The sequence below is a fragment of the Collinsella bouchesdurhonensis genome (assembly GCF_900155365.1).
In the GTDB taxonomy this organism is placed as follows: domain Bacteria; phylum Actinomycetota; class Coriobacteriia; order Coriobacteriales; family Coriobacteriaceae; genus Collinsella; species Collinsella bouchesdurhonensis.
In genome coordinates, this window is record NZ_LT699739.1 from 209,900 (window position 1) to 231,231 (window position 21,332).

At 56.6% G+C, this 21,332-nt stretch carries 21 protein-coding genes; 20 read left to right on the forward strand and 1 reads right to left on the reverse strand.

Annotation, left to right across the window (positions count from 1 at the left end):
* The first annotated feature begins 1 nt into the window (after position 1).
* The 12 genes from BQ9843_RS02910 (at position 2) to holA (ending at position 11,469) form a co-directional block, all read left to right on the forward strand.
* Positions 2–946 carry an aspartate carbamoyltransferase catalytic subunit gene (locus BQ9843_RS02910; RefSeq protein ID WP_040220393.1) on the forward strand — a complete coding sequence of 315 codons (945 nt, stop codon included), beginning with the start codon at positions 2–4 and terminating at the stop codon, positions 944–946.
* Positions 930–2,219 carry a dihydroorotase gene (locus BQ9843_RS02915; protein WP_075843825.1) on the forward strand — a complete coding sequence of 430 codons (1,290 nt, stop codon included), beginning with the start codon at positions 930–932 and terminating at the stop codon, positions 2,217–2,219. Before BQ9843_RS02910 ends, BQ9843_RS02915 begins: the two co-directional genes overlap by 17 nt.
* Before the next feature lie 90 nt (positions 2,220–2,309).
* Complete coding sequence (locus BQ9843_RS02920; RefSeq protein ID WP_230205562.1) at positions 2,310–3,104, forward strand: dihydroorotate dehydrogenase electron transfer subunit; 795 nt, start codon at positions 2,310–2,312, stop codon at positions 3,102–3,104.
* Entirely contained in the window at positions 3,105–4,025 is a 921-nt protein-coding gene (locus tag BQ9843_RS02925) for a dihydroorotate dehydrogenase (protein WP_075843826.1), read from the forward strand.
* On the forward strand, positions 4,019–4,744 hold the full coding sequence (pyrF, locus tag BQ9843_RS02930; RefSeq protein WP_022387340.1) for an orotidine-5'-phosphate decarboxylase: 726 nt from the start codon (positions 4,019–4,021) through the stop codon (positions 4,742–4,744). The genes BQ9843_RS02925 and pyrF overlap by 7 nt, the downstream gene beginning before the upstream one ends.
* 207 nt (positions 4,745–4,951) lie before the next feature.
* Entirely contained in the window at positions 4,952–5,260 is a 309-nt protein-coding gene (gene mihF, locus BQ9843_RS02935; RefSeq protein ID WP_022387341.1) for an integration host factor, actinobacterial type, read from the forward strand.
* The gene (gmk, locus tag BQ9843_RS02940; protein ID WP_040220401.1) at positions 5,261–5,830 is read left to right on the forward strand and encodes a guanylate kinase; all 570 of its coding nucleotides are present in this window, start codon (positions 5,261–5,263) and stop codon (positions 5,828–5,830) included.
* Between the two features lie 7 nt (positions 5,831–5,837).
* Positions 5,838–6,116, forward strand: coding sequence for a DNA-directed RNA polymerase subunit omega (locus BQ9843_RS02945; protein WP_022387343.1), 279 nt, complete (start codon positions 5,838–5,840; stop codon positions 6,114–6,116).
* A gap of 3 nt (positions 6,117–6,119) precedes the next feature.
* A complete protein-coding gene (thiI, locus tag BQ9843_RS02950) occupies positions 6,120–7,358 on the forward strand; it encodes a tRNA uracil 4-sulfurtransferase ThiI (RefSeq protein ID WP_075843827.1) in 1,239 nt (412 codons plus the stop codon).
* Between the two features lie 102 nt (positions 7,359–7,460).
* Positions 7,461–8,150: a helix-hairpin-helix domain-containing protein gene (locus BQ9843_RS02955; RefSeq protein ID WP_083647894.1), complete on the forward strand. Its 690-nt coding sequence runs from the start codon at positions 7,461–7,463 to the stop codon at positions 8,148–8,150.
* Complete coding sequence (locus BQ9843_RS02960) at positions 8,141–10,474, forward strand: DNA internalization-related competence protein ComEC/Rec2 (protein ID WP_075843828.1); 2,334 nt, start codon at positions 8,141–8,143, stop codon at positions 10,472–10,474. The genes BQ9843_RS02955 and BQ9843_RS02960 overlap by 10 nt, the downstream gene beginning before the upstream one ends.
* 32 nt (positions 10,475–10,506) lie before the next feature.
* Positions 10,507–11,469: a DNA polymerase III subunit delta gene (gene holA / locus BQ9843_RS02965; protein ID WP_075843829.1), complete on the forward strand. Its 963-nt coding sequence runs from the start codon at positions 10,507–10,509 to the stop codon at positions 11,467–11,469.
* Positions 11,470–11,571: 102 nt separating this feature from the next.
* Here the strand turns inward: holA and rpsT are convergent, their stop codons facing one another.
* Positions 11,572–11,835, reverse strand: coding sequence for a 30S ribosomal protein S20 (gene rpsT / locus BQ9843_RS02970; RefSeq protein WP_022387348.1), 264 nt, complete (start codon positions 11,833–11,835; stop codon positions 11,572–11,574).
* A gap of 196 nt (positions 11,836–12,031) precedes the next feature.
* On the opposite strand from rpsT, the gene lepA reads away from it, so the two are divergent.
* The 8 genes from lepA to ybeY all read left to right on the forward strand — a co-directional run bounded on the left by lepA (position 12,032) and on the right by ybeY (position 21,326).
* The gene (gene lepA, locus BQ9843_RS02975) at positions 12,032–13,840 is read left to right on the forward strand and encodes a translation elongation factor 4 (protein WP_075843830.1); all 1,809 of its coding nucleotides are present in this window, start codon (positions 12,032–12,034) and stop codon (positions 13,838–13,840) included.
* Between the two features lie 30 nt (positions 13,841–13,870).
* The gene (dusB, locus tag BQ9843_RS02980; RefSeq protein WP_075844104.1) at positions 13,871–14,881 is read left to right on the forward strand and encodes a tRNA dihydrouridine synthase DusB; all 1,011 of its coding nucleotides are present in this window, start codon (positions 13,871–13,873) and stop codon (positions 14,879–14,881) included.
* A gap of 3 nt (positions 14,882–14,884) precedes the next feature.
* Positions 14,885–16,111, forward strand: coding sequence for a coproporphyrinogen-III oxidase family protein (locus BQ9843_RS02985; protein WP_075843831.1), 1,227 nt, complete (start codon positions 14,885–14,887; stop codon positions 16,109–16,111).
* A 62-nt stretch (positions 16,112–16,173) separates the two neighbouring features.
* Positions 16,174–17,262 carry a DnaJ domain-containing protein gene (locus BQ9843_RS02990; RefSeq protein WP_075843832.1) on the forward strand — a complete coding sequence of 363 codons (1,089 nt, stop codon included), beginning with the start codon at positions 16,174–16,176 and terminating at the stop codon, positions 17,260–17,262.
* A gap of 110 nt (positions 17,263–17,372) precedes the next feature.
* The gene (gene dnaJ / locus BQ9843_RS02995; protein ID WP_075843833.1) at positions 17,373–18,509 is read left to right on the forward strand and encodes a molecular chaperone DnaJ; all 1,137 of its coding nucleotides are present in this window, start codon (positions 17,373–17,375) and stop codon (positions 18,507–18,509) included.
* Between the two features lie 11 nt (positions 18,510–18,520).
* Complete coding sequence (locus tag BQ9843_RS03000; RefSeq protein WP_075843834.1) at positions 18,521–19,804, forward strand: MiaB/RimO family radical SAM methylthiotransferase; 1,284 nt, start codon at positions 18,521–18,523, stop codon at positions 19,802–19,804.
* A 24-nt stretch (positions 19,805–19,828) separates the two neighbouring features.
* Positions 19,829–20,836, forward strand: coding sequence for a PhoH family protein (locus BQ9843_RS03005; protein WP_075843835.1), 1,008 nt, complete (start codon positions 19,829–19,831; stop codon positions 20,834–20,836).
* Entirely contained in the window at positions 20,817–21,326 is a 510-nt protein-coding gene (gene ybeY / locus BQ9843_RS03010) for an rRNA maturation RNase YbeY (RefSeq protein WP_075843836.1), read from the forward strand. The genes BQ9843_RS03005 and ybeY overlap by 20 nt, the downstream gene beginning before the upstream one ends.
* The last annotated feature ends 6 nt before the right edge of the window (positions 21,327–21,332 follow it).

Sequence of the window (21,332 nt, forward strand, 5' to 3'; positions counted from 1 at the left end):
AATGTCCTTCAACCATAAACACCTCATCGACATCACTGAGTATTCCGATGTCGATATCATGACGATTCTCGAGACCGCAAAGGCGTTCTCGGCTGTGAATGAGCGTGCCATCAAGAAGGTCCCGACCCTTAAGGGCAAGACCATCGTCAACATGTTCAACGAGCCCTCTACGCGCACGCGCAGCTCTTTTGAGCTTGCTGAGAAGCGCCTTTCGGCCGACAGCCTGAACTTTGGTGGATCTTCCACCTCGACGGTCAAGGGCGAGAGCCTGATCGATACCGTCGAGACGCTCAACGCATACAAGATCGATTGCATCGTCGTGCGCGACAAGCACGCGGGCGCTCCTTACATCGTGAGCCAGAATACACCCGCAAGCGTTATCTGCGCTGGCGACGGCAAGCACAATCACCCCACCCAGGCTCTGCTTGACCTTTACACCATCTGGGAGCACAAGGGCAGCTTCGAGGGCCTGAAGGTCGGCCTGGTGGGCGACATCAACCACTCCCGTGTTTGCGGCTCCCTGCTTCCCGCGCTGAAGATCATGGGCTGCGAGACGTACGCCATCGCTCCGGGCACCCTTCTTCCGCCCGCGCCGGAGGTTTTGGGCATCGATCACGTTTCCTCTTCGCTCGATGACGTTCTTCCCGAGCTTGACGTTGTCTACATGCTGCGCGTGCAGCAGGAGCGTCTCGAGGGCTCGCCGTTCCCCAGCATTCGCGAGTACCACAATCTGTTTGGTCTTACGCGTTTTCGCGAGCCGCTGATGAAGCCCGATGCGATCGTCTGCCACCCCGGTCCTATCAATCGCGGCGTCGAGCTCGATTCCTATATGGCCGATAACCCGTCGCGCTCGGTGATCCTGGAGCAGGTCTACTCCGGTATCTGCGTGCGTATGGCTGCCCTGTACTTGCTGCTTGGAGGTTCCGATAATGGCCTTTCTGCTTAAATCCGCCCATGTGGTCGACCCTGCTGCCGGCCTTGACGAAGTCTGCGACGTCTTGATCGAGGGCGACAAGATCGCTGCTGTCGCATCCAACCTCGAAGCCGGGGACGCCGCCGTCCTCGATATGTCGGGCAAGTATCTTGTTCCTGGTCTTGTCGATATGCATGTCCATCTTCGCGAGCCCGGCTATGAGCACAAAGAGGATATCGAGAGCGGTACCCGCGCCGCTGCCAAGGGTGGCTTCACGGGCGTTTGCTCCATGCCCAACACCGATCCTGTTGCCGATAACGGCTCTGTTATCGAGTATGTGAAGGCTCGCGCTGCCGCTGTCGGCCATTGCCGCGTCTTCCCTTCGGGCGCTTGCTCGCGTGGCCTCAAGGGCGAGGCTCTTTCCGAGATGGGCGACATGGTCGCTCACGGTGTCGTTGCCTTTACCGATGACGGCCGCGGTGTCCAGGGTTCTGGCATGATGCGCCGCTGCATGGATTACGGCAAGATGTTCGGCAAGGTCTTTATGAGCCACTGCCAGGACGAGGACCTTGTGGGCGACGGCCAAATCAACGAGGGTGCCGTTTCCACGCGTCTGGGCCTGCTTGGCTGGCCTGCACAGGGTGAGGAGATTCAAATCGCCCGCGACATCGAGCTCGCTAAGCTTACCGGTGCCAAGCTGCATATCCAGCACATTTCCACCGCTTACGGCCTTGAGCTTGTTCGTCGCGCCAAGGAAGAGGGCATCGAGGTTACCTGCGAGGCGACCCCGCATCACATGTTCTTGTCCGAGGATGATCTTGACGAGACCTATAACACCTCTCTCAAGGTCAATCCTCCGCTGCGAACCCAGGCAGATGCCGAGGCGATTCGCCAGGGCGTTATCGACGGCACGGTCGACGTCATTGTTACCGATCACGCTCCCCATGCTGCATGGGAGAAGTCGCGTGAGTTTGAGCTCGCTCCCTTTGGCATGACCGGTCTGGAGACCTCCCTTGCACTTGTCCTCACCAACATGGTGCGTACCGGCAAGATGGGCTATGATCGCCTGGTCGAGGCCATGAGCATCGCGCCTCGCCGCATTCTGGGCCTAGATCCCGTCTCCATCCGTCCTGGCTCCGTTGCCGATATTACCGTGTTCGATCCTGAGCTCACCTGGACTGTGGGCGAGGACGGCTTTGAGTCCAAGGCTGCTAATTCCGGCTTTACCGGCGTTGAGCTTACCGGACGTGCTACCGACGTGTTTGTTGGCGGCAAGCAGACCCTCGCTGGCGGCGCAGTCTGCTAAGATTGCTTTCGTCACATGGGCGGCGCCCTTGATGGGATGCCGCCCATTTTTATTTCGATCCAATGCGTCTGTGAGAGGATTGGAGTGTCCATGCCCACACCATCTCCTGCCCGAATCCATGACTTCGAGGTCGTTTCGAACGACAAGATCGCCGACGGCATCTACTCGATCGTCATTTCGGCTCCCAAGCTCGCTACAATGCTCGAGCCTGGTCAGTTCGTCAACATCGCCGTCCCCGGCGTCTCGGCAAATCTGCTTCGCGTACCGTTGAGCTACGCCAAGGCAGACCCTGAGGCCGGAACCGTTGAGATCTGGTATGCCGTTGTAGGGGAGGGCACGCGCAACCTTTCTCTTATGGAGCCCGGCTCCACCTCCAACCTCTTGGGCCCTGGTGGCCATGGCTGGCGCGTTCCCGAGGGCGCGGCCCGTGCGCTGCTCGTTGCCGGCGGCATCGGCGTTCCCCCCATTCTGGGCGCCGCGACCATCCTTTCCCGGATGGGCGTGGCTTTTGACGTTTGTCTTGGTGCGGCTAGCGCCTCCAAGATCGTGGGCGTCGACGAGCTTCGTGCGCTTGGTGCCAAGTCTGTGAGCATCTCCACCGATGACGGCACTGCTGGCGCTTGCGGTTTTTGCACCGATCCCGCTGCGGCGCTTCTTGCCAAGGGCGGCTACGACTATGTCGCCTCTTGCGGCCCTGCTCCCATGATGAAGAAGGTCGCGCAGGCAGCTGCCGATGCCGGCGTCTACTGTGAGGTCTCCCTTGAGCGCATGATGAGCTGCGGCTTTGGTGCCTGCAATACCTGCAATGTCGAAACGGTCGATGGCATGAAGGGCGCCTGCATGTGCGGCCCCGTCTTTGATGCCTCCAAGGTGGTGGTCTTCTAAATGAGCGTTAACATGGCTGTCGATTTCGGCGGCGTTAAGATGCAAAACCCCATTAACACCGCAGCCGGCACTTTTGGTTACGGCTGGCAGTTCCAAAATTTCTTCGATGTTTCCAAGCTCGGAGCCATCACCACCAAGGGTTGCGCTGCCGAGCCCTGGCCTGGCAACCCCGCTCCGCGTATGGCTGAGGTCCGTGGTGGCATGATCAACTCCGTCGGTCTGCAAAACCCCGGCGTTCGCGCGTTTGCCGAGGAGTCCGGTCCTTGGCTCGACCAGCTGAGCAAAGATGGCTGCCAGGTTATCTGCCAGGTGTGTGGCCACTCTACTCCCGAGTACGTGCGCGCACTCGAACTCTTTGATGAGCTGTGCCCTTGGGCTGCGGGCTTTGAGATCAACGTCAGCTGCCCCAATATCGCTGCCGGCGGCGCTGCCTGCGGTTCTACTCCCGAGGGTGCGGGCGAGGTCATGCGTGCCTGCCGTAAGGTTACCGATCGCCCCCTCTTCGTAAAGATGGCTCCGGCCAACGTTGTCGATGTAGCGCGCGCTCTCGAGGCTGAGGGTGCCGATGGCCTTTCCATCATCAACTCCATCCAGGGTATGGCTATTGATGTCAATACTCGTAGGTCCAGGGTCGCAAAGCCTAAGGGCGGCCTTTCGGGTCCCCTTTGTCATCCCATCGCGGTCCGAATGGTGTGGGAGGTTGCCCAGGTGGTCGACCTGCCCATCAACGGCGTCGGTGGCGTTATGACCGGCGAGGATGCCGCTGAGTTTATCCTTGCGGGTGCTACTTGCGTTTCTGTTGGCATGGCAAACTTCGTCGATCCGACGGCCTCCCTGCGCATCGCAGGCGAGCTCGAGCAGTGGGCGGAGTCCCAGGGCGTATCCGATATTAACGAGCTGGTGGGTGCATTCGAATGCTAGACGCAGACGCACGCGATCGCGTGATTATTGCCCTCGATTGCGACCGCGATCGAGCGTTGGAGCTTGGACATGCCCTTGCCGGTAAGGCATCGTGGATCAAGATTGGCATGACGCTGTACTACGCCGAGGGTCCTGCCATCGTCGAGGAGTTCAAGTCCCTTGGGTTCAAGGTCTTCTTGGACCTCAAGTTTTATGACATTCCGCATCAGGTCGAGGGTGCTGCGCGCTCTGCGGCTCTTGCCGGCGCCGACTTGCTATCCGTCCATGGCTCCGGCGCTTCCGCTATGTTGCGCGCTTGCCGTGAGGGTGCCGAGCAAGCTGCGACTGTTCGCGGTGATCGTCCGCGCTTGGTTGCCATCACCGTTCTTACAAGCATGGATCAGGATTGCCTGGCCGAGATCGGTGTTGACCATCCCGTGGCCGAGCAAGCGGATCGTCTTGCACGTCTGGCGCAGGCCTCCGGCATCGACGGCGTCGTTTGCTCTCCGCGCGAGGCCGCACACATGCGTGAGCTTCTTGGGCCCGATGCGCTCGTCGTCACTCCGGGCGTGCGCCCTGCGGGCGCCGATTTGGGCGATCAAAGCCGCGTCGCTACGCCGTCCGACGCGATCAGCGCCGGTGCCAGCCATATTGTTGTTGGCAGGCCCATCACTGCAGCTTCCGACCCCCTTGCTGCCTACGAGGCTATTGTTTCCGAGCTGGTTGAGAAGGTCGAATAGGGCACAGGGCGAATACGGGGCATTAAATATGCAGGCAGTGCGCGTGCGTTCTATGGAATAACGTCCATAAGCTGCATGTTTTTATTTGCCTGCTTGTACTTTATGCCCCGTTCGTCTAAAGTAAGTTCCTGCAAAAGCCGTTTGACAGGCATTTTCCCTGCAAAACGCTACTATCGTTCATAAAACCAATCCTATTTGGAGGTTCGAATGCCGCTCCCTCAGCTCACTGATGAACAGCGCAAGGCCGCTCTCGAGAAGGCTGCTGCTGCCCGCCATGCGCGTGCAGAGCTTCGTGAGAAGATTAAGAAGGGTGACGTCTCCCTCGAGTCCGTGCTCAACTCCGATGATCCCATCGCTTCCCGCATGAAGGTTTCCACCCTCATCGAGTCCCTTCCCGGCTATGGCAAGGCTAAGGCTGCAAAGATCATGGAGGAGCTTGGCATTTCCGCCACTCGTCGCGTTCAGGGTCTCGGCGTTCGTCAGCGCGAGCAGCTGCTTGAGCAGCTCACCAAGTAAGTGAGTGCTTTCACGCCCAAGCTTTTTGTGATTTCCGGACCGTCAGGTGCAGGAAAGGGAACGTTGGTCGCCCGGGTGCGCGACCTTCACCCTAACCTGGGCCTGACGGTTTCCGCTACCACAAGAGAGCCTCGTCCCGGCGAGGTCGATGGGGTTAATTATCACTTCTTATCCGAGGAAGACTTTCGCCATCGCATCGATGCCGATGAATTTGTCGAATGGGCAAATGTCCATGGGCATATGTACGGCACTCCTGCTTCTGAGGTCAAAAAGAATCTCGATGCGGGAAATTCCCTCATTATCGAGATTGATGTTCAGGGAGCCTTCCAGGTCAAGGAACGTTTCCCCGAAGCTGTTTTGATTTTTATCATGCCACCTTCTCTTGAGGTTTTGGCCGAGCGCCTGCGCAATCGCGGCACCGAGACGGAGGAGTCCCTCTCGCTTCGCCTTGCCAATGCCAGCCACGAGATTGAACTGAGCGACCGCTACGATGACGTTGTGGTCAACGACGATTTGGACGATGCGACAGCCGAGTTGCTGAATGTCATCCAACAGCACGAAAGGAATTGAGGCCATCATGTCTGTTGTTAAGCCTCGTATTGACGATCTGCTTGAGAAGACCGACGAGAACCGTTTCCTGCTCGCCGCTCTCGCTTCTAAGCGCGCATGCGATATCAATAGCATGCTGCGCGGCCAGCACAATCGCGTGCTTGCCGTCCAGGATGTCGACGATATCACTATCGCCATGTCCGGCAAGGACACGATTTCTATGGCTATGGAAGAGATTGAAAACGGTAACATCTCCTACGATCACGACCGTTTTGAAACCGCTATGGGTCATAAGGTCTCGGAGTAGCCGATGGCAAGTCGCGTATGTCTGGTGCACTATCACGAGATAGGGCTTAAAGGCAAGAATCGCGCCCATTTCGAACGTATCCTCATGGATAACCTGAAGGCGGCCTTGGCCGCCTTTTCAGTCTCGACCATCGTTCGAATTTCTGGGCATATTCTCGTCACGTTTTCCGGGGCGGGTCAGGCAGAAGAGGCATTTGACCACATGCTTCGTGTCCCCGGTGTTGCTCGTGTATCGCTGGCGTTCCATACTAACCGTGAGCCTGCGGAGTATTGCGATGCGGCCGTTAAGGCTCTTGGCGAGTTTGGTGAGTTTCAAACGTTTAAAGTCGCGGCAAGGCGCTCCAACACGGATTACCCCCTGACGTCAATCGACCTTAATCGTCAGGTGGGGGAGGTGCTCTGTGAGGCTTTTCCCGATAAAAAAGTGCAGATGCATGATCCCGATGCCACGGTTCACGTACTCGTGGTGCAAGGAAGTGTGTACGTGTACGCAAAGAGCGAACGCGGCTGTGGCGGTCTTCCTCAGGGGAGTGCCGGTAAGGTTGTTACGCTTCTTTCTTCTGGTATCGATTCTCCTGTTTCTACCTGGATGCTTGCTCGTCGCGGTGCCGTGCCGGTGCCTGTTCATTTCTCCGGCCGTCCGCAGACTGCCGATACCAGTGAGTATCTGGTTCAGGATATTGTTCGTGCACTTGGACCCGAGGTTCAAATCGGTCGCGTCTACGTTGTTCCGTTTGGCGATTGTCAGCGCGAGATTTCGATCGCCTGTCCTAACGCCCTGCGCGTGATCATGTACCGACGTATCATGTATTCTGTGGCAGAACGTATCGCTCAAATTGAGGGAGCAAAGGCAATTGTCACCGGAGAGTCCCTGGGTCAGGTTGCCTCGCAAACGCTCGAGAACATTATGGCGGTCAACGAGGTTGTGGATATTCCTGTTTTTCGCCCGCTTATCGGTTCCGACAAGCAAGAGATTATCGAGCGCGCCCAATCCATCGGTACGTTTGATATTTCCACGCAGTCTGCTCCGGATTGTTGCACGCTGTTTATGCCCAAGCGTCCCGAGACCCATGCACGCTTGGATGCCGTGCATGAAGCCTGGGACATGTTTGACCATGAGGCGATGATTGAGCATCTGGTCAAGCATGTCGAATATATCGACTTCAAGACCTCATGTTACCGTCGTCCCAAGGAGCTTTCACAGATCCATACCAGTCTTGCCCCCGCTGAGCAGGCCTGTTAGATTTCATTGAGATTCTTGTAAGGTTGCGCTTCGGTATTTGATGTTGCCCATCCCCCTTTTCTCTTCCTTTGCAAATATGGGTAGAGAGGAGGGGGATGTTTCGTGGCTCAACATGTTCATAACAAGGCTTTGCTCGCGAGGGCATTTGCGCTTGCTCGTCAAAGGCCGCGCTATCTTTTGCTTGCGCTGCTTGTCTTGCTTGGTTTTCTTATTGCACTTTTTTGTGGGACCGCTGCCGCTCGCGGAGATCGCGATGCTTTAATTGAGCGCTCGAGTGACGAGGCCGTGCCATTGCCATCCGCTGAGTCAAAGGCATCTCCCTCTCCGGATTCTTCTTCGGAGAGCGCCGCGCTTATTGTCGATGTTTCGGGCGCCGTTTTGAATCCCGGAGTATATGAACTTAAGGAAGGCTCTCGGGTTGACGACGCCATTCAGGCGGCGGGGGGATTGTCAGAAGATGCCGACACTTCTGCCCTCAATCGTGCCTCACTTCTATCCGATGGAATGAAGATAACGGTTCCTCGCCAAGGAGAGGCGGCTCGGGAAGGCTCTCCGGCTGTTGGAGATGCGCAGGTTTCTTCGGATGCATCTACGGCAAAATCTCTGATCAATATCAATACCGCCTCGTCAGAAGAGCTTCAAACGCTGAATGGGGTTGGCCCATCGACGGCTGAGGCGATTATCGCCGACCGTGAGGAAAACGGCCTTTTTGCTACCACAGAAGACCTGATGCGCGTCTCGGGCATTGGTGATAAGAAGTTTGCGAAGATCAAGGACGCGATATGCGTGTGAAGCGCATGCCCGAGTTTCCTCCTCGCCCCTTTATACCGCCGCTTTTTTGGTGCGCGCTAGGTTCCATCGTTATATCGATGGTAATGCTCGAGAATGCTTGGGAACGAGCTAGAGCGGGAAGATGGTGCGGCTTTTCTTTTATCCTGCCGGTTGTTGTTTCTTTGGTTTGCATTGCGTGTCTGATGTGCACCCGTGTTATGCGTCATTGCAAGGCTGCAAGCCTATTGAAGGCATTGCGTCTTGCTTGTCTGTGCTTAATTGCGCTCGTTTGGTCGGTGTGCCTGTGGTCGAATGGTATGGCCACTCAGATTGAAGAGGTCAAAGGGACGGCAAGCTCCTATGTCTTTGAGGTTATCGGCGATTCTAATCCAGGGGAGTACGGTTTTTCCTATACTGCAGTGGCAAAACGAAAAGACGGATCAGGCACGACCTTTCGCGTGCGTGCGACGGGAGAGAAGAGCCAAATGCGCGGCGATCGGTTTTGCGCTGTTGGCAACTTTGCTGCTCTTGGCGATTCCGATTGGGCGCGTTCTCGGTTTTTTAAAGGTGAGGTGGCACGTCTATCGCTGCACAAGTGTTATCCGGCAGAGCATGAGGTGTCCAACGATGTTGTCCAGCGGGCACGACGTTTTCTTTTGAATCGTCTGAATCCGGATTCTACTGAAGAGGGCTCCTTGATCGCTGGTGTTCTTTGCGGCTATACGACCGAGCTGAATCGCGGGTCGATTCGGGAAGATTTTGCTGCATGCGGCCTATCTCATCTGATTGCTGTTTCGGGAAGCCATCTGGCGATTGTTGCGTGTCTTGTACAAAACGTGCTTTGGCGGTGTGGTCTTGATTCGCGTAAATCGCGTGTCCTTATGCTTGGAGCCTGTTGCTTTTACACATTGCTTACCGGTGCGGCGCCATCGACGATTCGTTCGGTTTGCATGGTTGGCTGTACAAATGTTTCGATGGGATCCGGTCGCCGCTCACACGCCCTCTCATCGCTTTCTTTAACGCTGATCGTCATGTTGGTCATCTGGCCAAATTTCGTATTCGATTTGGGATTTCAATTATCGGCGTTGAGTGTCGCGTCGATTTTGATATTCGGACGCTACGTCTCCTATGCTTTGCACGTGCTGCGGCTTCCATCGTTTATTGCCGAGGGCATGGGCATTACGCTGACGGCCCAGATCGCGACGCTTCCCTTGACGACGTTGGTATTCGGTCAAATATCCCTCTTAGCCCCGGTGGCGAATGTGATTATCGCGCCTCTTATTTCACTTCTTTTGGTTTTAGGGGTCGTTGCGGCGACGGTCCTTTGGATTCCTGGCATATCGGCTTTTCTGGCATTGCTTCTTCATTTGTGCTCACGGGTCATTCTCTTTTTTGTTGGCGCCTTGGCTGCGGTCCCCTTTGCGAGCCTGTATGTTTCTCCACTACCTTATGCCTGGCTTGTACCGCTAACTTGCGCTGTTTTGCTTTATTGGTCGTGGCCTCGGCCAAGCGGACGAATTGTCCTCGTATTGTTTTCGCTTGTGGTTGCGCTTGTGGGCATCGACCTCCTCTATTGGGGGCGCTTTGCTCCACCGCAAATCACCGTTCTTGATGTTGGCCAGGCCGATTCCATCCTCATTCGTGATGGGGACCGCTGCGTTTTGATCGATGCGGGGGTAGACGATACCGTGCTTGAAGCGTTGGCTTCCGAGCGCGTCCTTTCTTTAGACGCCGTCTTGGTAACGCATTGGGATAAAGATCACTACGGAGGGCTATGCGATATTGCAAAACGATATTCTGTGGGAGAGGTCATCGTGGCTCAAGGGGCTGTCCAGCAGGCGCCTTCCGAGATTGAAGATAGCGGTTTGAATCTCGTTGAGGTTGAACGAGGCGATACTATCCATGTGGGTAGGTTTGTCTGCACCGTAATGTGGCCCTGCGAGACGGTTGACGGGGACGATAACGAGGACTCCCTTGTACTGCTTGCGCGATATGTCGAAGGTTCGGCACATCTCAGCATGTTGTTAACGGGAGACTCCGAGGTTGATCAGGAGCATGAATATGCGCCTGCAGTAGGCGATATCGATATCCTGAAGTTAGGGCATCACGGCTCTGCTAAATCGGTTGACATGTCGTTGCTTGAAGTGCTCGATCCGGAGGTTGCGATAGCATCGGCGGGGGCTCGTAACAGCTACGGTCATCCTGCGGATGAGTGCGTCGCTGCACTTCAAAACTACGGTGCCCGCTTTTACTGCACGATAGACGATGGCTCGGTTTCGTTTTTTCCTGACGCACGGGGAATACGTGTGCATTGCTCTGGCTCAAGGGGCGCCGCGTTAGAATAGGCACAGCATAACGATGATATAAAGGAGGTATTGTGGCGGAGGCTCCACTGCTTTGCGGCTATCTGATTGTCGGTGCCGATGAGCTCAAGCGCTCTCGCGCCGTGGCCCGCATGAAAGCGCGCTTGGAGAAGAGCGGCATGGCCGCATTCAATCTCGACGAGCGCGATATGACACATGATCCGCAGATTGCCGACATCATCGCCTCTCTAAACACCTTTCCCATGGGGTCTGATTTTCGTCTTGTTATTCTCAATGGTTGCGACAAGTTGCCCAAGGCGGTAAGTGAGCCTTTGGTCTCTTATTTTGAGAATCCTTCGCCCACTACCGTTTGCCTGATTGTGGCCAACACCCTTGCAAAAAGCACGCGTCTTTATAAGGCGGTCGCAAAGCTTGGGCCCAAAGCTCTTGTTGATTGCGCGCCCAAAAAGGGTCGAGAGGTTCCGCAGCAAGTTGTCTCTATGGCTCGGGCTTACGGCAAGACGATCGACATCATGGCCGCCGAGGAACTGGTGAGCAGAGTTGGCGAGAATTCCCGCATGCTCGACAATGAGCTCAAGCGGCTTTCTGCCATGTTGGAGGGGGAGAGCATCTCGCGCTCCGATATCGAGGCGCTGGTCGCTCGAACTGCCGAGGTCAAGCCATGGGACTTACTCAACGCGGTTTCGGCGCGCGATATGAAGCGGGCGCTTGAGCTCTATCAGCTTCAGCCGCCGCGCAGCGAGGTTCGACTTTTTTCGCTTTTGGTTACGCGTCTGCGCGAGCTTATCTGTGCCAAAGCGCTTGATGCTCGCGGGGAGGGCAGGAACCTTGCCCAGGTTTTGGGCCTTCAGGGCTGGCAGGTTCGAAACCATGTTGGCTGGGCGCGCAAGTACAGTATGGAAGAGCTCGTTTGCGCCTTGCGTACTGCCGTTGATGTCGAAGCGGCACTCAAGGGGTCTGCAGATTCCGAGCTTGCCCTGCGCCTTTGGATCATATCGCTCATCGAACGAAGCTAGAAAAACCCGCGAAGCGTGATCGTCACGTTTCGCGGGTTTTATAAAGAACGAGCCCACATTGCTGCGGACCCGTATAGCGCACGAATATGTGCAACCTGTAGGTTAGTTAAGACCGTTGACCAGGTTCTGGAGACCGGACTTGCGGTTAGCAGCCTGGTTCTTGTGGATGACGCCCTTGGCGACAGCCTTGTCGAGGGCGCGGGAAGCGCGGGTGCAAGCGGCGGAGGCAGCGGCCTTGTCGCCAGCCTCGACAGCAGCCTGAACGTGCTTGGTCAGGGTCTTCAGCTCGGAACGAATCGCCTTGTTGCGAACGCGAGCGATCTCATTGGTGCGGATGCGCTTCTTCTGAGACTTGATGTTTGCCACTTCTGGATTTCCTTTCGGTTTCTCTTCCGCCTTCTATCCGGCCTCTGAGACACGGTTGTTGAGGTCACAAGCGGGAAGTATAGCACGGGAAATGCTGCATGAGAAGCGCGAATGCTATGGAATAGCCGTGTTTCTCACGATATATGCATGAGCGCCTAGGTGTTTTGCTCCCTATGGTTCGGGTATGATATCCCGCATGGATACTCAAAATACTTCACATATCAGAAATTTCTCCATCGTCGCGCATATCGATCACGGTAAGTCGACGATTTCGGACCGCATTCTCGAGCTGACGAATACGGTCGATGAGCGTGACATGGAGGCGCAGCTTCTCGACTCGATGGATATCGAGCGTGAACGTGGCATCACCATTAAGAGCAATGCCGTTCGTGTCGACTATACCGCCGACGACGGGGAGACCTATCAGTTCAATTTGATCGACACACCCGGCCACGTTGACTTTACGTACGAGGTCTCGCGCTCCCTTGCGGCGTGCGAAGGCGCGGTGCTCGTTGTGGACGCCACGCAAGGTGTTGAGGCCCAAACGGTCTCCAACGCCTCGCTTGCCATGAACGCCGATCTCGACATTGTTCCTGCAATCAACAAGATCGATCTGCCCAGCGCCCATCCCGATGAGGTAAAGACCGAGATTGAAGATGAGCTCGCCATTCCCGCCGATGACGCCGTGTGCGTTTCGGGCAAGACCGGCGAGGGCATCCACGACTTGCTTGAGGCTATCGTTTTTCTGATCTCGCCTCCAAAGGGCGATCTCCAAGCTCCGCTCAAGGCCCTTATCCTTGATTCCTATTTCGATGAGTATCGTGGCGTCGTCGCTACGGTACGCGTTTTTGACGGCTCGATCTCAAAGGGTGATCAGCTTGTGATGATGCAGGCAGATGTCCCCTTCATGGTGGATGGAGTGGGCGTAAAGTGCCCTGCCGAGGTCCCCGTCGATTCGCTGTCCGTGGGCGAGGTCGGCTTTGTCGTCACGGGCCTAAAGGACCCCGAGGCTGTTCATGTGGGCGATACCCTGACGGCTCGAGACCGCTCTTGCGACGCTCCCTTGCCTGGTTACCGCGAGGCCAAGCCTATGGTCTACACCGGCATCTTCCCTATCGACAACAAGGATTACGAGAATCTTCGCGACGCGCTCGAGAAACTGCACGTTAACGATCCCTCGCTTATCTGGGAGCCGGAGACCTCCGTGGCACTTGGTTTTGGTTTCCGTGTTGGTTTCTTGGGTTTGCTGCATATGGAGGTTGTCAAGGAGAGACTCGAGCGAGAGTTTGCCCTTGAGCTCATCGCCACGAGCCCCAGTGTGGACTATCACGTCTTTAAGACCGATGGCGAGATGCTGGACGTTCGCAGTCCGCAAGATCTTCCCGATGTCACGCGCATCGATCATATCGAGGAGCCGTTCTTGCACGCCAAGATCATCTGCCCGCCCGAGTACACCGGTGCGGTCATGCAGCTTGCTATCGAGCATCGCGGCATCACGACCGATATGATCCATCTGACGAGCAAATCGGTTGAGATGCATTTCGACATGCCGCTCGCAGAGCTCATTCTTGATTTCTTCGATCAGCTTAAGAGCCGTACCAAGGGGTATGCCTCGCTTGATTACGAGTTCTCGGAGTACCGCGTGAGCGACCTTGTCAAGCTTGATATCTTGCTTTCGGGCGACGAGGTGGACGCGCTCTCCTTTATTGTCCATAAGGACAAGGCATACGGTCTTGCTCGTGGGCTGTGCGATAAGCTCAAGGAGATTATCCCGCGTCAGCTCTTCGAGGTTCCCATCCAAGGCGCTATCGGCAACAAGGTTATTGCTCGTTCGACGGTCAAGGCGCGCCGCAAGGACGTTCTTGCCAAGTGCTACGGCGGCGACATCTCGCGTAAGCGCAAACTGCTCGAGAAGCAAAAAGAGGGCAAGAAGCGCATGAAGGCCATCGGCTCTGTCGAGGTCCCGCAAGAAGCATTCCTGGCGATTCTCAAGGTGGACGAATAATTGAAGACGGTTTCTTCCGCATCGGAGCGCATGCGTCTCTATTATCGCGAGCAGCCGTTTTTGCTTGCGCCCATGGCGGGCGTGACCGATGCTGCATATCGCATCATGTGCCGTCGCCATGGTGCAAAATTGGCCTTTTCCGAGATGGTGAGCGTCGCGGGCCTTGCTTACAAGAGCGAAAAGACTTGGGATCTTGTGTTGCCGGCGGCGGAGGAGCCCCAGATTTGCGTACAGCTTTTTGGCTCCAAGCCCGAGCAGTTCGCATCTGCCGTCGAGGCTGTTGAGGAACGGGTGGGGGAGAAACTCTCCTCCATCGACATCAATATGGCGTGTCCTGCTCGAAAGGTCGTTACCAAGGGCGAGGGCTCTGCGCTTATGAGAGATCCTGAGCTTGCGGCCCAGATTGCGGCTGCCGCTGTAGGCAGGGCGCATGTTCCCGTGACTTGCAAGATGCGTATCGGGTATGCCGCCGGCGAGCGCGTTGCTCCCGATTTCGCGGCACGCTTGGAGCAAGCTGGAGTTTCCGGTGTTGCCGTTCACGGTAGGTTTGCGACGCAGCTGTATACCGGCGATGCCGACTGGTCGATTATCGACGATGTGGCGTCGCGCATCGATATTCCCGTTGTCGGTTCGGGCGACGTCTTTTCTGCTGAGGACGCCGTTCGCATGCTGACGACGACTGCGGCAAGTGGCGTATTCATTGCGCGCGGTACCTATGGCAATCCATGGGTGTTCGAAGATGCCATGAATATGCTTCAAGGTAATCCCGTGCAGCCTCATACGGAGCTGGAGCGTCTTGATGCGCTGCGCGAGCACCTTCGTCTTCTCCATGCACACGATGCCCATATGGCCCGTGCCCGCACCTTTGCAACGTGGTATCTCAAAGGGATGGCGCACGCCGCCGCATGGCGCGGGCGGGTTGTTCGCTGCCAGACGTTTGAGGACTTCATGCAGCTGGTCGATCTTATTGAGAAAGACGTGCGCGTTTGTGCCGCCCTCAAGGCTGAGGGACAGGCCGTGCCTGCGCTCTTTGAGATGTAAACCATGGCGATTGAGGCCTTTTATCTGCACATTCCCTTCTGCCAATCGAAATGTGCCTATTGCGATTTCGACTCGGTGGCTGCATGCAGCCTCGATGATGCTCGCGCGGCGCAAGCTTGCTATCTTGATCGGCTCACAAATCGCGTCGATGCTTTTGGTACCGCGGGTTTGCTCGATGGCGTTCGCACCGTCTACATAGGTGGAGGCACGCCTTCGCTTTTAGGAATGCGTTTGGTCGAACTGGTGCGTTCGGTGATGCAATGGTGTGCGCCCGAGGAGTTTACCTGTGAGGCAAACCCCGAGTCATTCACGAGCTCGCTTGCATTACAACTCGCACGTGCCGGCGTAACGCGTATCTCTTTGGGCGTCCAAAGCCTGCAGGAGGAGGAGCTCAAGGCCGTTGGCCGTATCCATAGCGCAGCGCAGGCGCTCGATGCGATTTGCTATGCGAAAGATGCGGGACTCGATGTCTCATGCGATTTGATGTGTGGACTTCCTCTCCAGACTCAAGACAGCTGGGCAAAGAGCGTGGCTGGCTTGATCGAAGCCGGACCTTGCCATGTCTCAATCTATCCTTTGACTGTCGAAGACGGTACACCCCTTGCCTTGAAGGTGGATTCGGGTAGGCTGGTTCTTCCCGATGAGGATGAACAGGCAGACGAGATGGAGCTCGCGAGGCGTTTTCTTGTGGAGGCGGGTTTTGCCCCCTATGAGGTTGCAAGTTATGCCTTGCCAGGGCATGCTTGCAGGCACAACATCGCATATTGGACCGGCATTGAGTATCTGGGGCTTGGTCGCTCGGCTGCTAGCATGCTTTCTCGTGATACGTTTCGGATGTCTTCATCGTTATTTTCCGATCTTGCGCCTCGCGACGGCGCAGCTCGCATTCGTGTGCTTCAAACGGATGATGCTGCTTCTAACTTTGAGATTGAGCAGCTTGGCATTCGGGAGGCCATGGCCGAGGACTTGATGCTTGCATGCCGAATGACTCGTGGTATACCTCAAGAGCTGCTTCTTCGGGCTTCTGCTGTCTTTGGGAAACAAATTGTGGCGGATACGTGCGCGCGGGCGATAGAACTCGGTTTGGCGACATGGGGGGCGCCTGACGGGGAAAACTACGTTGATGCCTCGAGCGGGGGCGTGGACCTTTTCCCTGGTGCGCTTGCCCCCACACAACAAGGGTGGCTTGAGGGCAATGAGCTCTTTGGGCTCTTTTGGAATTTGGCATGATGGTTCGCTACAATAGCGTTCATCTGCGGTAAGGCTGGACTCGGCTAGAAAGGTAGCCCTCTATGGCTACGATGAACGAAAAAGACTATTACGCCATCCTGGGCGTATCCAAAGACGCCACGGCGAAAGAAATTCAAAAGGCTTTTCAGCTCAAAGCGCGCAAGCTTCATCCCGATATCAACAAAGAGCCCGACGCCGAGGAGAAATTCAAAGAGGTCTCCGAGGCTTATGCGGTTTTGTCCGACGAGCAGAAGCGCGCTCGATACGATGCTATGAGATCGGGTAACCCCTTCGCGGGCGCGCAGGGGCCTTCCGCATCTCCGTATCGGGGCGGCTATGCAGGCGGCATGGGCGGGTTCCCCTTTGGCTTCCCATTTGATGGAGCGGGCTATGGCCCCCGCCGAGGTTCCTCGGCATTTAATCCCGAGACGGGTGCCGACGTTGTGGTGGATGTTGACCTTAGCGCCGAGCAGGCGAAAAACGGCGCCCGCCGCGCGGTCAAATATCGCAGATATGAACCGTGCACGCGCTGCTCGGGGATGGGCTCTGTATCCTCTGAGCATTCGCACACCTGCCCTAGTTGCGGGGGTTCGGGTGCCATCGAGACCGATATGACCTTTCTCTTTGGCGGCGGCACCTTTAGGATCGTATGCCCCGAGTGCGGCGGCTCCGGCAAGGTCATTTCCGATCCTTGTCCGGACTGCGCGGGCACGGGGCGTACACCCGTTGTGACCGAGGCCGTTATTGAGTTTCCTGCCGGCACTCATGACGGCGACCTTATTCGCGTCTCCCAGATGGGTCATGCCGGCACCAACGGAGCGAGCGGCGGCGACCTCGTTGGCCGCGCGCGCGTTTCGGCGGAGCGCCTTGAGGGCAAGGCGGCCATTGGTTTTTATATCGCGGGCGTCGTCTTGCCATTTTTGGTTCTCTCGGCGTTAACCGGCGTGTTTGCCTATTTTAGCGTGCTCGTTTTGCCGCTGATCTTTGGCGTGGTTCTTGTTGTCTCCGATGGCATCACGCATCGCAGCGGTCTTTGGTGGAAGCGGGGTGGCACGCAGCTTGTCAATGGATTTGTTAACGGACTTTTGTTCGCTATCATGTCCGTTGGCTTCACACGTTGCGGGGCATCGATGATGACGGGCATTCGTTAGCTGTGCGCTTGGCTCACCTGAGTGTTTTGGGCCTGCATGATATGGGTATAGACGTTTGCGTTGGCGCGGATGCGCCCTGTGTTTGTAATGGTTTGGGGAGGATATAAGTCGTGTCGGAGAGCAGGGACTACTACGAGGTACTCGGTGTCGATAAGGATGCCGATCAGCGAACTATCAAGAAAGCGTTCCTCAAGAAGGCTCGCCTCGTTCATCCCGACGTCTCGGACGATCCTGAGGCCGAAGAGAAATTCAAAGAGCTTAACGAGGCGTACTCCGTTCTTTCTGATGAGCAGAAGCGCGCGAACTATGACCAATACGGCACAGCAGATGGCCCCATGGGTTCTGGCTTCGTTGACATCAGCGATATCTTTGGCGGGATGGGCGACGATATCTTCTCGTCCTTCTTTGGGGGCAATGCACGCTCCGGACGCGGTGCAAGTGTTCGAAAGAACGGTCGCGATATGGCCATCGCTCTTTCTGTAACGCTTGAAGAGGCCGCCCGTGGCTGCACGAAGACCATTAACTACGAGCGACTCGCTACATGCGAGGATTGTAACGGCACCGGTGCTATCGACGGCGGCAAGCTTGTCACCTGTACACGTTGCGGCGGCTCGGGCTATGTGACCAAGGCCCAGCGTTCCCTTTTTGGCTATGTTCAGTCTTCCTCTCCTTGCCCGGATTGCCATGGCGAGGGCAGCATCATCGATCATCCCTGCGATGTCTGCATGGGTCAGGGCAGGGTTCCCACGCACGAAAAACTCGATATCGATGTCCCTGCGGGCGTTTCCACCGGCCGTCAACTCCGCGTTAAGGGCTACGGCGAGGCGGGTCTTCGCGGGGCGCCTTCCGGCGACCTTATCGTTACCATTCAGGTTGAGGAGCATGAGCGCTTCGTACGCCGCGGCGACGACCTGTACTGCGATGTCGCCGTTTCAATCGCGCAGGCGGCACTGGGTTGCAAAGTCCAGGTGACGGGAATCATGCCCGATGAGACCGTGACCGTGACCGTTCCTGCTGGCACTCAGTATGGCGAGATGGTTAAGGCCGCCGAGTTTGGCATGCCGCGCTCCGGCGACGGCGCGCGCGGCTCTCTGTACGCTCGCGTTGTTATTACCGTGCCTAAGAAGCTCAACCGTGAGGCTCGTGAAGCTCTTGAGAAGTATGCTCGTGCCGTGGGCGATGAGTTCGAAGCTCCGCGGTCCGTGGGCGATCGAATTCGTGACGCCATCGACGACATCATCGACTAGCGAGGAAGTACGTGGCTGCACCGTTTGTTTCTGTAATTAACCTCGGTTGTCGTGTCAACCGTGTTGAAAGCGACCATATCAGCGCGGATTTGGCCCGTGCGGGTTTTTGCCTTGTTGACCCCGAGGATGCGCAGCTTGTTATTATCAACACCTGTGCTGTGACGGGGGAGGCCGAGGCGAAGACGCGCAAGGCGGTTCGTCATACGCTCTCACTTCCGAATGAGCCTCTTGTTATCGTTACGGGTTGCGTGGTTAACTTGCATCCTGATGTCCTTACCGACATCTCGTCGCGAGTCACCGCAGAGCCTTCCAAGGTTGCTGTTGTCGACCGCGCGCGTGAGCTCCTTTCGTATGATGCACGTCTTTTGGCCTGCACATCTCAAGGACCGGCCCCCCGCGATCTTGCCGATATGCTTGGTCGTTCGCGTTGGGGCATCAAGATCCAGGACGGATGCAACCACCGATGCACATATTGCATTGTCTGGAAAGCGCGCGGTCCCGAGCGTTCTGTTCCCGTTTCGGCTGTTTTGAAACAGATCGACGATGCGGTCCAGGCTAATATCCCCGAGGTGGTTCTTACGGGTGTGAATCTCGGCGCTTACGACGCGGAGGGTTCGGGAGATGCGCACGTCGAGATCGACGAGCTGCTCGATCGCATTTTGCGTGAGACCTCTGTGCAGCAGGTTCGCCTTTCTTCCATCGAGCCGATGGACGTTTCCGAAGCTCTGCTTAAGCGCATGGGGGAGTCGCCCGACCGTGTAGCCCCGTTTTTGCATCTGCCCATTCAATCCGGTTGCTCCGAGACGCTTCGTCGTATGGGCAGACCCTATTCTGCCGAAGACCTGCTGGCTCTCATTGCTAAGATTCGCCGTTACGTTCCCGAAATCGCCCTTTCGGGTGATTTGATCGTGGGATTTCCAGGTGAAACCGATGAGGAATTCGATGCCACACTCGAGGTTATCGAGAAGATCGGCTTTGCCCGGCTTCATGTTTTTCGCTATAGCGCACGCCCGGGTACGCCCGCTGCAACGTATTCCGATCAGATTGATCCACAGGTTGCAGCTGCTCGTTCTGCACGCGTTCGCGAGCTTGTGCAGCGGTCTTCGCAACGCGACGCCGTACGGCGCATCTCCACGACCGAGCGCGCTGTGCTCGAATATGGCAATCGCGGTACACTGGGGTCGTTCCATCGCGTTGTTGTGGATGATGCGGACGCGGCGCAAGAGGGATCGCTGGTCCATGTTTGCATTGACTCGCTGGACGACTCTGGGATGCTTCATGCCCATCTGGTTTGATGACGCTCGGGAAGGGGGAGCTTCTTGAATTCGACTCAAGTGCGCGTAACGGTGCCCGAGGGAATCGACGCCGGTCTCATCACCGGTCCGCAAGACAGCTTGATCCGTGCTCTTGAGAAGCGTGCTCGGGCTGAGATTACCGTACGCGGCGCGACCATTTCTATAACGGGTCCAGCGCGCTGCTGTGAGGCGCTCGTCAAGCTATTTGAGCATCTATTTGAGCTTGCCGCCCTTGGTGATGCTCCTAATGTCGAGGATTCTGTGCGCCTTCTTGATTCGCTTCTCAAGCGAGGCGGGGACGCATCGGGCATGGCTCAAGACGTTGTCCTGACCTATCGCGGCAAATGCATTCGCCCAAAGACGGTGGGGCAGAAACGCTACATCGAAGCCATACGTTCCCATGCCATGACTTTTTGCATTGGGCCGGCGGGCACTGGCAAGACATACCTTGCCATGGCTATGGCTATCGCCGCACTTCAGCGCCACGATGTGGGCCGAATCGTCCTAACCCGACCAGTTGTCGAAGCCGGCGAGAACCTCGGCTTTTTGCCTGGCACGCTTGAAGACAAGGTTGATCCTTATGTGCGTCCGCTCTTTGATGCACTGCTCGATATGATGGATTCCGAGCGCGCATCCCAACTGGTGGAGCGAGGCGTTATCGAGATCGCCCCTTTGGCGTATATGCGTGGGCGTACGCTCAACGACGCTTTCGTTGTCCTGGATGAGGCACAAAATACTACGCCCGAGCAGATGAAGATGTTCTTGACTCGCCTGGGTTTCAATTCGACGTTCGTTATTACGGGAGACGCCTCGCAGCGCGACCTTATCGGGCGCCCCGATGGCCTTTCTCATATCCAAGACATTTTGGGTGATCTTGAACAGATTTCTTTCATTCACCTGGACAGCGCCGATGTCGTGCGTCACTCGCTTGTGGGGCGCATCGTCGAGGCATATGACTCTTATGAACAAAAACGCGCCGTCGAGGGCGGGCGACACGGAAAGGGGAATGCTCATGGGCGTGCTCATCAGTAACGATGCAAAGCTCGAGCAGCTGCTCGATACTGCCGAGATCGAATACATCGTTCATTTTGTTCTCGAGGCGGAGGGAGTCGCCCGCGAGGTCGAGATATCCCTTTCCTTTGTCGACGAAGAGGAGATGCACGGTCTCAATCATCAATGGCGCGGCATAGATAAGACCACGGATGTGTTGTCGTTTGAATGCGATTCCGCCTTTGACGAGGATATTCCTCTTGATGAGGCGCTCGAGCTCGGTGATATCATCTTGGCACCCCAGGTGATAGCACGCCAGGCCCCGGAATTTGGCAACTCGGCTCAAGATGAGTGCCGCCTCATGCTCGTGCATGGCATGTTGCATCTTCTTGGCTACGACCACATCGAAGACGATGAAGCTGAGGCGATGGAGGCGCGTGAGGACGAACTATTGCGTCTTTTGGCTGCGGCACGCGGCGATGACCCCGCCTCAATAGAGGTTGGCCCCATTACTCGCCATACTCACGATTAAGGAGCA

Coding starts and splice junctions, on each gene's coding strand:
- dusB (WP_075844104.1), top strand. CDS start 13,871: ATGCGTCTCTATTATCGCGAGCAGCCGTTTTTGCTTGCGCCCATGGCG.
- BQ9843_RS02990 (WP_075843832.1), top strand. CDS start 16,174: ATGGCTACGATGAACGAAAAAGACTATTACGCCATCCTGGGCGTATCC.
- BQ9843_RS02915 (WP_075843825.1), top strand. CDS start 930: ATGGCCTTTCTGCTTAAATCCGCCCATGTGGTCGACCCTGCTGCCGGC.
- BQ9843_RS02925 (WP_075843826.1), top strand. CDS start 3,105: ATGAGCGTTAACATGGCTGTCGATTTCGGCGGCGTTAAGATGCAAAAC.
- lepA (WP_075843830.1), top strand. CDS start 12,032: ATGGATACTCAAAATACTTCACATATCAGAAATTTCTCCATCGTCGCG.
- BQ9843_RS02945 (WP_022387343.1), top strand. CDS start 5,838: ATGTCTGTTGTTAAGCCTCGTATTGACGATCTGCTTGAGAAGACCGAC.
- BQ9843_RS02960 (WP_075843828.1), top strand. CDS start 8,141: ATGCGTGTGAAGCGCATGCCCGAGTTTCCTCCTCGCCCCTTTATACCG.
- mihF (WP_022387341.1), top strand. CDS start 4,952: ATGCCGCTCCCTCAGCTCACTGATGAACAGCGCAAGGCCGCTCTCGAG.
- pyrF (WP_022387340.1), top strand. CDS start 4,019: ATGCTAGACGCAGACGCACGCGATCGCGTGATTATTGCCCTCGATTGC.
- BQ9843_RS02910 (WP_040220393.1), top strand. CDS start 2: ATGTCCTTCAACCATAAACACCTCATCGACATCACTGAGTATTCCGAT.
- BQ9843_RS02985 (WP_075843831.1), top strand. CDS start 14,885: ATGGCGATTGAGGCCTTTTATCTGCACATTCCCTTCTGCCAATCGAAA.
- BQ9843_RS02920 (WP_230205562.1), top strand. CDS start 2,310: ATGCCCACACCATCTCCTGCCCGAATCCATGACTTCGAGGTCGTTTCG.
- thiI (WP_075843827.1), top strand. CDS start 6,120: ATGGCAAGTCGCGTATGTCTGGTGCACTATCACGAGATAGGGCTTAAA.
- ybeY (WP_075843836.1), top strand. CDS start 20,817: ATGGGCGTGCTCATCAGTAACGATGCAAAGCTCGAGCAGCTGCTCGAT.